We start from the raw sequence: 13,095 nt of genomic DNA on the forward strand, positions 1-13,095 counted from the left end.
GACGGCTTATAGGTAACGCGTGGTTAACGCGTGACCCTCAGTGTGGCGCACAACAGTCATTGACCGAGAAATTCGATCTTCATGCGTTCCTCACTCGCAGCAGCTCGTCCCCGTTACGGCGTCGTCGACGTCGTGGCCCTGCTGTTCCGCGAACTGCTGCTGATGATCGTGATCTTCCTGGTGATCGCCGCCATCGGCGCGGCCGTCGTCATGACGATGAAGAAGACCTACACGGCGGGCGCCAGCTTGTTCGTCGGGGTGGGCCAGGAATACGTCTATCAGCCGCGCGTGGGCATGGGCGAACGCGCCATGCCGCCCTCGGCCAGCGAGGTGGCTCAGTCCGAGGCCGCCATCCTGAACAGCCTTGAGGTCAAGCGCCGCGTGGTGCGCGCCCTGGGCGTCGAGAGCTTCCAGGGCGGCGTACCCTCGACCGAAAGCCCGGCGCGTCAGGAAGCGGCCGCCATCCGCTCCGTGGCGTCGGGCCTGGGCGTCGAAGTCACGCCGCTCAGCCCGGTCGTGGGTCTGAGCTACAAGAGCGGCGATCCGGCCCTGTCGGCGCGCGTGTTGAACACGGTGATCGACCAGTATCTGACCTATCGGCGCGAGGTGTTCCAGGACCGCGCGACCTCGGCCATTCGCACCCAGCGCCAGACGTTCGAGCAGGAACTGGCTGACGCCGATCGCGCCTATGAAGAGTTCCTGCGCACCAACGCCATCGGCGATTTCACCACGGCCAAGTCCACGGTCGCCAACACCTATCAGTCCGTCTTCACCGAGCGGATGGGCGTCCAGGCCCAGTTGCAGCAAGCCTCGCAGCGGCTGACGACCCTGGTGGCCCAGCTGGCGCGCACCCCGGCCGAGGTGGCCCTGTATCAGGATCTGAACGTCTCGGCTCAGGACCTGATCCTGCAGTTGCGCACCGAGCGCGAGAGCCTGCTGGCCCGCTATCAACCCGACGCCCAGCCGGTACGTGAAATCGATTCCAAGATCGCCCAGCTTCAGGCCTATGTCGGTTCCGGCACGGCCGTCGGCGCCAAGGAAGTCCGCACCGGTCCGAACCCGGTCTGGGTCGAGCTGGAGACCACCCGCATCAACGCCCAGGCTGAACGCGACGCCCTGGGCGCCCGCCTGGCGGTGCTGGATCGTCAGCTGGGCGACCTGCGCTCGCGCCAGACGCGCCTGACCGAGCTGGAGTCGCGTAACTCGACGCTCGCCGGCAATCGCGAGGTGCTGACCGCCTCGATCCGCGAGTTCCAGCAGCGCGAGACCCAGAGCCGCGCCGACAACGAACTGGTCAAGGCGGGCGCCGACAACGTCACCGTCATCGAACGCGCCCAGCCGCCGTCGAAGGGCAAGAGCCTGCGCTTCCCCCTGATGGTCGCGGTTCTGGCCTTCGCCGGCTTCACGGCCCTGTGCGTCGGTCTGCTGCGGGTCTTCCTGCAGCGCGGCTTCGTCATGCCGACGACCCTCAGCCGCACGCTTCAGGCTCCGGTCCTGGCCGTGGCCCCCGCCAAGAGCGCCTGAGCCTTGCTCGTGCTAGGCTGGGTCAAAGGGCGCACGTAACGATTCGCATGGTCGATCTGACGACGGAAATGGCGGGACTGTGGGCGGCGCTGGGACCAGCGCCGGCTCATCGCGGCCGCGTGATTCTGTTCGCCGCCGCCCAGACGGGCGAGGGCGTCTCGACCGTCGCGCGCGAGTTCGCCCGCATGGCGGCCGTGCGCGGCCGTCGCCCGGCGTGGCTGGTCGATGGCGACCTGACGCAACAGGCGCAGATGGAGCAGGTGGCGGCGCAGCCGGACCGCTTCGGGCGACTGGGGCCGGCGGTCCAGGCTTCGCCGGACGGATCGGCCTTTTATGCCGTGACGCCGCCGATGCGGGATCGGGAAGGACGGCCGGTGGCGCCGGGACGGCTGATGACGGCCAAGACCTGCCTGGGCGGGCGCCTTTACGTCACGCGTTTCCACAATGAAATCTTGCGCGCCGGCCAGCGGGCCGAGGCGATCAACGACGCCCGCTACTGGACCCGCCTGCGCGCCCACGCCGACACGGTCGTCATCGACGCTCCGGCGGCGGATCGCAGCGACATGATCCTGACCCTGGCGCCGCTGGCCGACGCTACTGTCCTGGTGGTCGCGGCGGAGACGACCGACGCGGCCGGACCTGTCGCCCTGCGTGACGAGATCGACGCCCAGGGCGGACGCATCGCCGGGGTGGTGATGAACCGGGCCAAGTGGAAGCCGCCCGCCTTGCTCAAGCGGTTTATTGGCTAGGTCCGCTCCGCCGCACGTTGCAGTCGATCGAGTTCGCGCTGGCCGTAGAACTGCGGCTCGAAGCCCTTCATCCAGAGGATCTTGCCCAGTCCCCGCGCCGTGCGGTCGGCCATCTCGGCGCGCCTGGCGTTACGGATCAGGCTGAAGGCCAGCGTCGCCGCGCCCCAGACCGCCGTCTGCGCCGCGCCGACGGCCATCCAGCGCGCGACGCTGGGCCAGTTCTTCGCTTCGGCGGCGGTCTGGCTCGGCCCTTGGCCATAGGCGAAGGCGCGCGTCAGGGCGTAGCGCAGGGTGGCGCGGTGGGGCGGGGCGAACTCGTCCACCCAGGCGTCGGCGGCCCAGGCGAAACGCCCCCCACGCATCTGAAGGGCCGCGAACAGCACATCGTCCTCGCCGCCGATCTGATCCGATCCGACGTGGAAAGGCTGGTCGCCGGGTAGGGCTGTGGCCCGCACCAGAAGAGAGTTTCCGCAGCCGTGGGCGTGATCCAGCACGCCGTCCCGATCCGGTCCCTGACGGCCGAAGAACCGCTCCAGATAGGGCGTGGTCCAGCCGGTCCCCTCGGGCACGCGCCCGCGGATGGGGCCGAAGACGGCGTCGGCGCCGGTCGTCGCCTGGGCGCTCAACAGGGCGGCCAGCCAGCCGGTTGATGCGGCCTCGTCATCGTCAAGGAAGGCGATCAGGGGCGCGGAGGTGGCGGCCAGTCCGGTGTTGCGTGCGGTGGCGACGCCGGGGCGTGGCGCATGGGTCCAGATCAGCGGCACAGGTGCTTCGGGCCGCAGAGCCTCGACCGTTTCGCGCGAACTGGCCTCGGGGTCGTTGTCGACGACGACGATCTCGCGCAGGCGCGTCGCCACGCTTTCCTGAGCGAAAACCGAGCGCAGGGCGCGCGTCAGGCTGTCCAGACGGCGCATGGTGGGGATGACGACGGCGACGTCGGGCGCGCTCATATCGCCTCCGCATAGAGGGCCGCGCGATACAGACGCAGGGCGAAGGCTCGCAGGCCGGTCGGCAGGATCGGCGCGCGGGCGGCGGCTTTGATAAGGGGGCGCAGCGCCTTCAGTCCCGGCACGGCCTTCAACGCCTTGGCGACGCGATAGCTGGGGTAGGCCGAGACGAAGTCGGGATGGCGGGCCACGACGCGGGCGAAGTTCGGCGCCGACTGTTCGTATTTCGCGGCCAGGGCCTCGACTGTGTCCAGACCCATATGGGTGGCGGGGTTGTCCAGATGGACGACCTCGAACCGGCGCGAGACGCGCATGGCCCACTCCACGTCCTCCCAGCCCCAGCCGCTGAAGCCGGAATCGAAGGTCTCCGTATCGAAGACGTCGCGGCGGACCAGCAGGTTGGAGGTGAAGACGTATTTCTCGGGCTGTTCGGCGCGCTGGGCGGCGGGGATGCAGTCGGACCGGGCCGCCATATGGCGATGGACGGCGAAGCGCGCGTCCTGCGGCGCCTGCAACAGGGAAAAGCCGCCGAAGGCCACGGCCGGGTGCGCGTCGCGGGCCAGATCGACCCACGTCTTCAGGAAGCCGGGATGGTCGGGCCTCATGTCGCTGTCGAGGAACAGGAAGGTTTGACCGCGCGCGGCCTGGGCCAGGCGGTTGCGGCCTCCCGAACGGCCTTGATTGGCGCTGAGGCTGATCAGGCGAACCGGCAGGGCCATGCGGTCGATCAGGGCGTTCAGGCGCGCGGTCAAGGCGGCGTCATTGGTGCCGTCGTCCAGCACGATCAGTTCGGCCTGTCCGGCCAGGGCCTGCGCCTCGGCGTCCAGGCGCTGCAACAGGTCGGTCGGATCATCGCGCAGGAAGGGGATAAGCACCGACAGGATCGGTTGAGCCTCGGCCCATGCGAGGCTGTCGTGGTGAAGAGCGTGGCTCATGCCGCCTGCCTCCGCGCGCGCAGGAAGGCTTTCAGCCGCACGCTCAGGTCGCGCACCCCGGCGGCGTTCAGGCCATAGGCCACGACGCCGTAGACGATCATGCCCACGCCCGCGTCCAGCATCAGTTCAAGGAAGCCTCCGATCGGCGGCATCATCATCACCACGCCCGCCATGACGGCGGCGGCGGCGCCGCAGCGCACCAGGGCGTTCCACGGCACGGGCAGGGGCAGGATGCGCCGACCGATCAGCATCGAGGCCATCAGGCCCAGCGCAAAGCTGATCGCCGTCGCCCAGGCCGCGCCCATGACGCCGAAGCGCGGGATCAGCAGGATATTCAGGATGATGTTGCTGCCCGCCGGAATGCTCATGGCCAGCAGCAGCCAGCCGGTGCGGCGACCCAGCGTGAACGCCTGCCCGAAATAATAGGTCGTCATGCCCGACAGGAAGGCGCCCAGCGCCACCCACGGCGTGACCGAGGCGGCGACGGTGCGCAGGTCTTCGCCGATCATGAACTCGGCCAGCGGCCGCGCGACCAGGGCCACGCCCACGGCGGCGGGTAGGCCGATCAGCACCAGGGTCGAGGCCTGTTCGCGGGCAGCCACTTGAAGATCCTCGCGTCCGCCGCGCTCCAGCGCCATGACCAGCGCCGGCGCCCCGGCCGCCCCCAGCCAGACGAACATGACGTCCAGCGTCCGGTTGGCGATGCTGTAGGCCGCGTGATAGGCGCCGACCGCCGCCTCGTTCATGAACAAGGCCAGCAGGAAGCGGTCCGTCGAGGCCAGCACCACGGTCAGCCCCAGGCCCACGGCGATCGGATAGCCGTAGACGGCGTAGGACTTCAGTCGCTGACGATCCAGCCGTCCGCGTTTCGCCTCGCGTAGTTCGGCGGGCAGGACGAAGGGCAGGGCGACCAGCGGCGCCAGCAACATCCCCGCCAGCGGCGCTTCCGCGCCCATTCCCAGCAGGGCCAGACCCACGCCGAAGGCCAGGCCCGCGACCGCGCTCCAGATGTCGATGGCGGCGGCGGGGCCGACCTCGCCCGCCGCGCGGAACCGCTCCTGCGCCAGCTTCAGGAAGCAGCGCACGGGAATCCCCGCCAGCGCCACGGCCAGCGGCAGACGGAAGCTGTCCGGCATGGGCCACAGCCACACCAGAAGCCCGGCCACCGGCACGAAAACGGCGGTGATCAGGAAGGCCGCGCGATACAGGCTGGCGAAATGCTCGGCCATCTGCGTTTCGTCGGACTGGGCCGCCCAGAAGCGGGCCATGGAGGCTTCCAGCCAGCTGAACGTCGCCACATGGGCCAGCGTCAGCACCGCATAGGCCAGCGCATAGCGCCCGAAGTCCTCGGGCGACAGCAGGCGCGTAAAGATGATGATGGTCAGAAACCCGACCACGCCCTGCACGATATTGGCCGGCAGGTAGCCGAACACCCCCCTCCAGAACATCAGCGCACGGCCATCCGGTCGCCCAGCAGAACAGGAACGGTCACGGCGATGATCCACAGGTCGAGCCAGAAGGACTGGCGCTCAATATATTCGATGTCGAGCTGAACCCGGCGACGCACTTCATCCGCCGTATGCAGCGGCCCGCGCGAGCCCTTGATGGCGGCCCAGCCGGTCATGCCGGGCTTGATGCGGTGACGGTGGGCGTATTCGGCGACCAGACGCGCTGACTCGGCGTCTCCGGTCTTCATGCCGATGGCGTGCGGGCGCGGCCCGACCAGCGACATCTCGCCGCGCAGTACGTTCACCAGCTGCGGCAGTTCGTCCAAACTGGTGGCGCGCAGGAACTTGCCGAGCTTCGTCACCCGGTCGTCGCCGGCGGTCACCTGGCGGCTGGCGGTGGCGTCAGAGGCTTCCTGACGCATGGTGCGGAACTTCCACACTACGATCTCTTCCTGATTGAAGCCGTGGCGGCGCTGGCGGAACAGGGCCGGGCCCTTGCTGTCCATCCGCACGGCCAGGCCGATCAGGAACAGCACAGGGCTGAGCACGACCAGCGCCAGCGCCGACAGGATGATGTCCAGGATGCGCTTGTTGAACGCCCGCCGTTCGCCGTCCACGGCGCCGCCCAGCAGGGGCAGGGAGGAGGAAGCCAGCTTCTCCAGCGCCTCGTTCCGCTGGGCCGCGCCCTTAGGGTCGACCAGCAGGGTCAAGGGAATGGGCAGAACCTCAAGGCGGTGGGTCAGGGCGCGGACGCGCGCCTCGGCCTTGGGATCGATGGCCAGGATGACCCGGTCGATATAGGGCGTCAGCCTGTGTTCCAGCAGAGCGTCGGTGCCGCCCAGAACCGGCACGCCAGCCAGGGCGTCGGGCGTGCGGGCCAGGCGGTCGTCGAAGACGCCCAGAATGTTCAAGTCGCGCCGGTCCAGCGCCTCGCGGATCAGGGATTCGGCGTGACGGGTGGCGCCGACCACGACGACGTTGGGCGTCAGGTCGCCCCGGCTGCGCCATTGGGCCACCAGCATGCGCCAGATGGTGTGCAGTCCCGTCAGCAGCACCGCCGAAGCGATCGCCCACCAGCCGTACTCGGCGAGCGGCGTCTCGCCATTGGGCAGGGCCAGGGCCAGCAGGCAGGCGAAGGCGCCGCCCAGGCTCGCCACGGCGGCGACCCCGGCCAGATGGCGCACAGGCGCCCGGCTATTGTCAAAACGATACAGACCCAGCGATCGCATCAGGCCCAGGGTCATCAGCGCGCCGATCAGAATGGGCATGGCTTCGAACAGGGTGACCTGCGCCAGCCCGCCGGCGTTCATGCGGCCGATAGCCACAAGGCACAGGAAGCTCGATGCGACGATGTCGACGCCGCGGAAGTAGAAGACGCGCCGCCGCGCCGCCGCCCGCTGCCGGGTGTTCAGCCACACGTCCGGCCGCAAGGGGCCGCGTCGAGCCCGGCCCGTACGCCCTGTCTCCGCCGCCGAGGCGCGCGATTCGACCAGCGCTGCGCGATTCGCGCGTGCGCCTTCGGTCGCGGAGCCCAGAGTGTCAGCAGGGGTGATAGCCAAGTCTTTTTCCCGATATCGAGCAAAATGAGGTGCGAACCCCGTGTCACATGCCACTCTTATGCCGGGTTAACACAAAGGGCGTCAGTTCCGCATTGCGAAGCGTCGCGCGACTCGCTATCCACGCGGCCTGCCGGAGACGTGGCCGAGTGGCTGAAGGCAACGGTTTGCTAAATCGTCGTACCCTGTAAGGGGTACCGAGGGTTCGAATCCCTCCGTCTCCGCCAGAATTCTTTCCGAAAATCAGAAGTCAGTCGCGGCCCTCCGAAGGGCCGCTGGCCTTGGCTTCGCTGGGGCGGCGCACGGCGACGCCGTGTTGACGCAGGATGCGCCGGGCGACCTCAGGTGCGCCGATCATGGGCAGGGGCTGGCCGAAGTGCTCGCGCCACAACTGGTCCAGGCGAACTTCCTCCGGAGTGAGCAGGCGGGTCATTGGCGAGTCCTTGTTACGCAAACGCGCAACTTCTAGGCCATCTCGTCACGGCCGAACGCAAACTCATGTAAGCTGAGCCATATGTGATGGAACCGGCGCGATAGGGGGTTTCCGGTGCGCGCCTTCCCTTGCGTGATCTTGGCGCCGCCCGGCGCGCGGGTTAGGCGTGTGGTTCAACCTTCTCAACGGGAGAGACGCACATGGCCGATCTGGCCCTCGCCACCGACAAGATTCGCGCCGCCGTCGGCGAAAACTCGGGTCTGGGCAAGACCGTGAAGCTGGACTTCGGCGATGACGGCAAGATCTTCATCGACGGCGCCTCGGCTCCGAACACCGTCAGCAACGACGATAAGCCGGCGGACGCCACCGTCTCGATCAAGTGGGACGACTTCGTCGCACTGGCCGAGGGTCGCCTGGACCCGATGATGGCCTTCATGCAGGGCAAGCTGAAGATCGCGGGCGACATGATGATCGCTCAGAAGCTGGCTCCGCTGCTCAAGGGCTGACGGCGGGCTGAGGCTTGATGTTCAACGGCGCGGCTCCGACGGGGCCGCGCCGTTTTCATGTAGGGAGAGGCGTAGATGGATTTCCGGCTGAGCGAGCGGGGCGAGCACTGGCGCGAGCGGGTGCGTCGATTCATGGAGGCGGAGGTTCTGCCGCGCGAGGCGGAGTATCGCGCCGAGGTCCGCGCCGATCCCAAGCGTCAGCCGCCGGTGATGGAGGCGCTGAAGGCCAAGGCGAAGGCCGAGGGCCTGTGGAACATGTTCCTGCCAGGCGAGCATGGGGCGGGGCTGTCGAACCTGGAATACGCGCCCATCGCCGAGTTGATGGGGCGGGCGCTGTGGTCGGCCGAGGCGTTCAACTGCAACGCGCCCGACACCGGCAATATGGAAGTCCTGCACATGTACGGCGACGCCGCTCAGCAGGAGCGGTGGCTCAAGCCGCTGATGGCGGGTGAAATCCGTTCGGCCTTCCTGATGACCGAGCCTGAGGTTGCGTCATCCGACGCCACCAACATCCAGACCCGGATCGAGCGGGACGGCGACCACTATGTCGTCAACGGCCGTAAATGGTGGTCGACCAATATGGCGCACCCGAACGTCGCCGTGACCATCGTCATGGGCAAGACGGATCCCGACGCCGCCGTTCACCAGCAGCAGAGCCAGATCATCGTTCCGGTTGACACGCCCGGCTTCCGCGTCGAGCGGATGCTGTCTGTGTTCGGCTATGACGAGGCGCCGATCGGCCACGCCGAGGTGGTGCTGGAGAACGTCCGCGTCCCGGCCTCGAACCTGATCGCGGGCGAGGGACGCGGCTTCGAGATCGCCCAGGGCCGTCTGGGGCCGGGCCGCATCCATCACTGCATGCGGACCATCGGCGCGGCCGAAAAGGCGCTGGAGCTGATGGTCGACCGCCTGCTCAGCCGCACCGCCTTCCGCAAGACCATCGCCGAGCATTCGGTGTGGGAACAGCGGGTGGCCGAGGCGCGCACCAATATCGAGATGTGCCGTCTGCTGGTGCTGAAGGCCGCCTGGATGATGGACGAGGTCGGGGCCAAGGGCGCCAAGTCCGAAATCGCCCAGATCAAGGTCGCCGCGCCGCGCATGGCCCTGAAGGTCATCGACGACGCCATTCAGGCGTTCGGCGGCGCCGGGGTGTCGGGCGATACGCCGCTGGCCGAGATTTACGCCATGGTGCGGACCCTGCGGATCGCCGACGGCCCGGACGAGGTGCACAACCGCACCATCGCCCGGCTGGAATACGCCGCGCGGGCGGGGCGCTAGGCTGTCGCGGGGCTCATAATTCGTCGCTGGGGGGACGCTTGTGATGATGGTGGACCGAGGGCGAACTGAAGTCGCCGTCGACGATGTCGCCCAGATAGAGGTTGGAACTGGCCTTGCTGGGCGGCGGCGGCGTGCGACCGAACAGCCAGTCCATGAAGCCGCGCTTGCCCGTGCGCGGAGCTTCGGGAGCGGGGGGGCGTTGCGGAGTCTTCATGACCGGCTCTCCTGAGATCGGGAATTGAACCCCTTCGCCGTTTCCTCTGTTCCCTCAGCCTAGCTGTCGTCGTCCTCATTATTTTCATCGCCGCATAAGGAAAGGTCGCGGGCCAGAAGAAGGGCCAGGCGACGCCGCGCGCGATTGACCCGGCTCTTGACCGTGCCCACGGCGCAGCCGGCGATGTCGGCCGCCTCCTGATAGGAAAGCCCGGCGGCGCCGACCATGATGATGGCCTCGCGGTGTTCAGGCGGCAGGGTGTTCAGCGCTTGTTGCAGCGCCGTCAACTCGGCGGTCCATTCCTGGCTGGCCTCGGAGGTCAGGCTGGCGGCGTGGCGGCCCTCTTCGTCGGCCACTTCGCGGCGACGGCGGGCGGCGCCGGTGTACCAACTGTTCCGCAGGATGGTGAACAGCCAGGCCCGCAGATTGGTCCCGGTCTCGAACCGCGCCCGGTGCGCCCAGGCCTTGACCAGGGTTTCCTGAACCAGGTCGTCCGCATCCGCCCGGTTGCGCGCCAGTGAAAAGGCGAAGGCCCGCAACGCCGGTATCTGGCACGCCAGCATGGCGCGCCAGTTGGCCGGATCGGCCAGGTCCGGCGCCCGGTCAAGCGATGGCGGCGATGGCGGGGGCTCGATGGCGTTCGGCCCCTCTGGCATGCGAACTTCGGGCATGCGGCGGGATCCTGAAAAACCTGCGCCGTTTCGGCGGCTGGACTGAATCAGAACGCCGTCTGGCTGCGACTGTTCCTCTGAAACATGACCGTGAAGGCGCGCGCAGACGGGTTCGCCTCTTGCGGAACCGCCTCGTCTCAGGCCGCATTTCTACAGGGTGACCACAGCGAACACTCACCCAGGGGCAGGCGGGATCATGGCCGGAACGCAGCGCAGACCGGCGCGCGCCGCCGGGGAACTGGAGCGATATCGTCGCGTGCGCGCGGTGATGCCGGCCCTGGCGGCATCCTTGTCCGCCGAAGACCTGCAGGCGCAGTCGATGGCCGAGGCCAGTCCCGGCAAATGGCATCTGGGGCATGTCAGCTGGTTCTTCGAAACCATGCTGCTGAGCGGGCCAGACTATGAGCCGATCGACCCTCGGCTGAAGTTGATCCTGAATTCCTATTATGAGGCTCTGGGCGAACGCATCGGCCGGGCGGAACGCGGCCTGATGACTCGTCCGTCGCTGGCCGAGGTCATGGCCTATCGCGTCGAGGTCGACCGGAGGATGGAGGCGCGCCTGGCCGACGCCTCGGCGCCGCTTCAAGGACATGAGCGCTATCTGTTCGAACTGGGTCTGAGCCACGAACAGCAGCATCAGGAGCTGTTCTTGATGGACCTGCTGCATCTGATGTCGCGTTCGCCGCTGGACCCGGCGGCCTATGCGGTCGAACCGCGCGCGGCGTCGCTGCAACCGGCGCGCGGCGGCTGGCAGACGTTCGAGGGCGGCCTTGCCGAGGCAGGCGCTCCGCTTGAGGGCTTCGCCTTCGACAATGAGCGGCCCGCGCATCGCGTGTGGCTGGAACCCTTCGCCCTGGCCGCCGACCTGACGACCAACGGCGACTGGCTGGCCTTCATGGATGACGGCGGCTACGCGAGGCCCGAACTGTGGCTGAGCGACGGCTGGACGACGGTTCAGGCGCGCGGTTGGAGCGCGCCCCTCTACTGGCGTCGAGAAGAAGGGGAGGGCTGGACGGTCCTGACCCTGGCGGGACGACGGCCGGTCGACCCGGCCGCGCCGGTGCGCCACGTCAGCTTTTACGAGGCCGACGCCTTCGCGCGGTGGTCGGGCCGTCGTCTGCCGACAGAGGCGGAGTGGGAGCACGCGGCGCGCAGTCGTCCCGACGCCTTCTCCAACCTGGATGGCGAGGTTTGGCAGTGGACGGCCAGCGCCTATGGCCCCTATCCCGGCTTTCGCCCGACTGAAGGCGCGGCGGCCGAGTACAACGGCAAGTTCATGGCCAATCAGATGGTGCTGCGCGGCGGCGCCTTCGCCACGGCGCCGGGGCATGCACGCCCGACCTATCGCAACTTCTTCTACCCGGATCAGCGCTGGGCCTTTGCGGGCGTCCGCCTCGCCGCCGCCCCTGGCGACGACGCTTACAGCACTGAGACCGACCACGAGCACGAGGCCTTCCGCCGCGATCTGGTCGCGGGTCTGGCGTCGTCGCCCAAGAACCTGCCGCCCAAATGGTTCTATGACGCGCGCGGATCGGCGTTGTTCGAGGCCATCACCCGCTTGCCGGAATATTATCCGACCCGGCAGGAGGCGGCCCTGTTGCGCCGGGTCGCTCCGCACTGGGCCGACCGCTTCGGCCCCGACGCCGTTCTGGTCGAGCTGGGATCAGGCGCCAGCGAGAAGACGCGGATCGTGCTGGACGCCGCGTCGGACCTGGCCGCCTATGTTCCCATCGACATCAGTCCCTCGGCGCTGGATGAGGCGGCCGCGCGTCTGAGGCAGGCCTATCCCGACCTGAAAGTGCTGCCCATCGTCGGCGATTTCGAACACCTGGGCGTTCTGCCGCCTGAGGCAGGGCAGGGACGTCGCATCGGTTTCTTCCCTGGTTCGACCATCGGTAACCTGGCGCCGCAGACGGCCGAGACGCTGTTGCGCGGCATGCGCGACATGCTGGGACCGGACGCCCTGTTCATTCTGGGCGTCGATCTGATCAAGGAGCCCTCGACCCTGATCGCGGCCTATGACGACGCCGAAGGCGTGACGGCCCGCTTCAATCTGAATGTCCTGGCGCGCGCCAACCGCGACCTGGGCGCGGACTTCGATCTGGACGCCTTTGCTCATCGCGCGGTCTGGAACGCGGCCGAGGCGCGGATGGAGATGCATCTGCAGGCCCTGCGCCCCATGACGGTGCGGCTGGGCAAGCTGGTCTTCCGCCTGGCCGAGGGCGAGACGATCCATACCGAGAACTCGCGCAAGTTCGACGAGGCCCGCGTGCGCGCCTTGGCCGAAGCCGCCGGCTGGCGCGTCGAAGCGTTCGAGGTCAGCGAGACCCCGCGGGTGGCTCTGGCCCTTCTGGCCTGCTGAACGCACGGTCCGCTCGTCAGGCAAAGAAAAACGGCGAGGTTTCCCGCGCCGTCGAAAAGTTCTGAAATCGATCGCGGGGATCAGCGCTTCGGCGGCGCCGGGTCCTGCCCGGTCTTGTTCCGGGCGCCGTGGGAGGCTTCGCCGCCCTTGCGTCCGGCCTGGGCTGCGAGGGAGCGATCCTGAGAGAAGCTGCGCTTCTCGCTGGGCACGCTCGCGCCGCCCTTGCGGGCGATTTCGCGCTGACGTTCCGGGTCCATGGAGGCGAAGCCTCGCTTGGAAACACCGGAGCCGCGGGTGGGCTGACCTTCGGCCATTTCAGATGTTCCTTTCGTAGACGGTGGCGCTTGCGCAAAAGAACCCGGCGCCGGCGCGGAGGTTCCGAGAAAGGATTAAAACCCTGTTCGTCAAACCGGGGCCGCGCGGGTCGTTCGGCGGCGGAACCGCGACGATTCCGGCGGGTTCATCGAGGCTC

13 protein-coding genes and 1 tRNA gene are annotated in these 13,095 nt (G+C 68.2%); 6 read left to right on the plus strand and 8 right to left on the minus strand.

Annotated features, from left to right (window positions below):
• Positions 1–81: 81 nt before the first annotated feature.
• Together AC3IPP_RS06730 and AC3IPP_RS06735 are read left to right on the plus strand one after the other, a co-directional pair.
• Positions 82–1,524: a GumC family protein gene (locus tag AC3IPP_RS06730; RefSeq protein WP_087138870.1), complete on the plus strand. Its 1,443-nt coding sequence runs from the start codon at positions 82–84 to the stop codon at positions 1,522–1,524.
• 47 nt (positions 1,525–1,571) lie between these two features.
• Positions 1,572–2,273 carry a P-loop NTPase family protein gene (locus AC3IPP_RS06735; protein ID WP_313423889.1) on the plus strand — a complete coding sequence of 234 codons (702 nt, stop codon included), beginning with the start codon at positions 1,572–1,574 and terminating at the stop codon, positions 2,271–2,273.
• On the opposite strand, the gene AC3IPP_RS06740 is transcribed toward AC3IPP_RS06735, so the two are convergent.
• The 4 genes from AC3IPP_RS06740 to AC3IPP_RS06755 are packed head-to-tail and all read right to left on the minus strand — an operon-like array spanning position 2,270 to position 7,162.
• Positions 2,270–3,223 (minus strand): glycosyltransferase family 2 protein, encoded by a 954-nt coding sequence (locus AC3IPP_RS06740; RefSeq protein ID WP_489150810.1) that lies wholly within the window; start codon positions 3,221–3,223, stop codon positions 2,270–2,272. The two genes, AC3IPP_RS06735 and AC3IPP_RS06740, sit on opposite strands and share 4 nt — an antisense overlap.
• Positions 3,220–4,155, minus strand: coding sequence for a glycosyltransferase family 2 protein (locus AC3IPP_RS06745; RefSeq protein WP_489150811.1), 936 nt, complete (start codon positions 4,153–4,155; stop codon positions 3,220–3,222). The genes AC3IPP_RS06740 and AC3IPP_RS06745 overlap by 4 nt, the downstream gene beginning before the upstream one ends.
• Complete coding sequence (locus AC3IPP_RS06750; RefSeq protein ID WP_489150812.1) at positions 4,152–5,603, minus strand: lipopolysaccharide biosynthesis protein; 1,452 nt, start codon at positions 5,601–5,603, stop codon at positions 4,152–4,154. Before AC3IPP_RS06750 ends, AC3IPP_RS06745 begins: the two co-directional genes overlap by 4 nt.
• Complete coding sequence (locus AC3IPP_RS06755) at positions 5,603–7,162, minus strand: exopolysaccharide biosynthesis polyprenyl glycosylphosphotransferase (protein WP_489150813.1); 1,560 nt, start codon at positions 7,160–7,162, stop codon at positions 5,603–5,605. Before AC3IPP_RS06755 ends, AC3IPP_RS06750 begins: the two co-directional genes overlap by 1 nt.
• A 132-nt stretch (positions 7,163–7,294) precedes the next feature.
• On the opposite strand from AC3IPP_RS06755, the gene AC3IPP_RS06760 reads away from it, so the two are divergent.
• Positions 7,295–7,386 (plus strand) — tRNA-Ser (locus AC3IPP_RS06760).
• A gap of 23 nt (positions 7,387–7,409) precedes the next feature.
• On the opposite strand, the gene AC3IPP_RS06765 is transcribed toward AC3IPP_RS06760, so the two are convergent.
• Positions 7,410–7,592, minus strand: a complete 183-nt coding sequence (locus tag AC3IPP_RS06765; protein WP_087138882.1) for a hypothetical protein — start codon at positions 7,590–7,592, stop codon at positions 7,410–7,412.
• A gap of 200 nt (positions 7,593–7,792) precedes the next feature.
• Between AC3IPP_RS06765 and AC3IPP_RS06770 the strand changes: the two genes are divergently transcribed.
• Complete coding sequence (locus AC3IPP_RS06770; protein ID WP_024354161.1) at positions 7,793–8,098, plus strand: SCP2 sterol-binding domain-containing protein; 306 nt, start codon at positions 7,793–7,795, stop codon at positions 8,096–8,098.
• A 75-nt stretch (positions 8,099–8,173) separates the two neighbouring features.
• The gene (locus AC3IPP_RS06775; RefSeq protein WP_489150814.1) at positions 8,174–9,376 is read left to right on the plus strand and encodes an acyl-CoA dehydrogenase family protein; all 1,203 of its coding nucleotides are present in this window, start codon (positions 8,174–8,176) and stop codon (positions 9,374–9,376) included.
• 13 nt (positions 9,377–9,389) lie between these two features.
• Here AC3IPP_RS06775 and AC3IPP_RS06780 read toward each other — a convergent pair whose 3' ends face one another.
• Both AC3IPP_RS06780 and AC3IPP_RS06785 read right to left on the minus strand, forming a co-directional pair.
• A complete protein-coding gene (locus tag AC3IPP_RS06780) occupies positions 9,390–9,590 on the minus strand; it encodes a hypothetical protein (RefSeq protein ID WP_087138884.1) in 201 nt (66 codons plus the stop codon).
• 59 nt (positions 9,591–9,649) lie between these two features.
• Positions 9,650–10,261 (minus strand): sigma-70 family RNA polymerase sigma factor, encoded by a 612-nt coding sequence (locus tag AC3IPP_RS06785; protein ID WP_489150815.1) that lies wholly within the window; start codon positions 10,259–10,261, stop codon positions 9,650–9,652.
• A 196-nt stretch (positions 10,262–10,457) separates the two neighbouring features.
• Between AC3IPP_RS06785 and egtB the strand changes: the two genes are divergently transcribed.
• Entirely contained in the window at positions 10,458–12,623 is a 2,166-nt protein-coding gene (gene egtB, locus AC3IPP_RS06790; RefSeq protein WP_489150816.1) for an ergothioneine biosynthesis protein EgtB, read from the plus strand.
• Positions 12,624–12,703: 80 nt separating this feature from the next.
• Here the strand turns inward: egtB and AC3IPP_RS06795 are convergent, their stop codons facing one another.
• Positions 12,704–12,937 (minus strand): con-10 family general stress protein, encoded by a 234-nt coding sequence (locus AC3IPP_RS06795; RefSeq protein WP_087138886.1) that lies wholly within the window; start codon positions 12,935–12,937, stop codon positions 12,704–12,706.
• Positions 12,938–13,095 lie beyond the last annotated feature (158 nt).

It is taken from the genome of Brevundimonas sp. KH_060 (assembly GCF_057838275.1).

Coding starts and splice junctions, on each gene's coding strand:
- AC3IPP_RS06730 (WP_087138870.1), top strand. CDS start 82: ATGCGTTCCTCACTCGCAGCAGCTCGTCCCCGTTACGGCGTCGTCGAC.
- AC3IPP_RS06735 (WP_313423889.1), top strand. CDS start 1,572: ATGGTCGATCTGACGACGGAAATGGCGGGACTGTGGGCGGCGCTGGGA.
- AC3IPP_RS06740 (WP_489150810.1), bottom strand. CDS start 3,223: ATGAGCGCGCCCGACGTCGCCGTCGTCATCCCCACCATGCGCCGTCTG.
- AC3IPP_RS06745 (WP_489150811.1), bottom strand. CDS start 4,155: ATGAGCCACGCTCTTCACCACGACAGCCTCGCATGGGCCGAGGCTCAA.
- AC3IPP_RS06750 (WP_489150812.1), bottom strand. CDS start 5,603: ATGTTCTGGAGGGGGGTGTTCGGCTACCTGCCGGCCAATATCGTGCAG.
- AC3IPP_RS06765 (WP_087138882.1), bottom strand. CDS start 7,592: ATGACCCGCCTGCTCACTCCGGAGGAAGTTCGCCTGGACCAGTTGTGG.
- AC3IPP_RS06770 (WP_024354161.1), top strand. CDS start 7,793: ATGGCCGATCTGGCCCTCGCCACCGACAAGATTCGCGCCGCCGTCGGC.
- AC3IPP_RS06775 (WP_489150814.1), top strand. CDS start 8,174: ATGGATTTCCGGCTGAGCGAGCGGGGCGAGCACTGGCGCGAGCGGGTG.
- AC3IPP_RS06780 (WP_087138884.1), bottom strand. CDS start 9,590: ATGAAGACTCCGCAACGCCCCCCCGCTCCCGAAGCTCCGCGCACGGGC.
- AC3IPP_RS06785 (WP_489150815.1), bottom strand. CDS start 10,261: ATGCCCGAAGTTCGCATGCCAGAGGGGCCGAACGCCATCGAGCCCCCG.
- egtB (WP_489150816.1), top strand. CDS start 10,458: ATGGCCGGAACGCAGCGCAGACCGGCGCGCGCCGCCGGGGAACTGGAG.
- AC3IPP_RS06795 (WP_087138886.1), bottom strand. CDS start 12,937: ATGGCCGAAGGTCAGCCCACCCGCGGCTCCGGTGTTTCCAAGCGAGGC.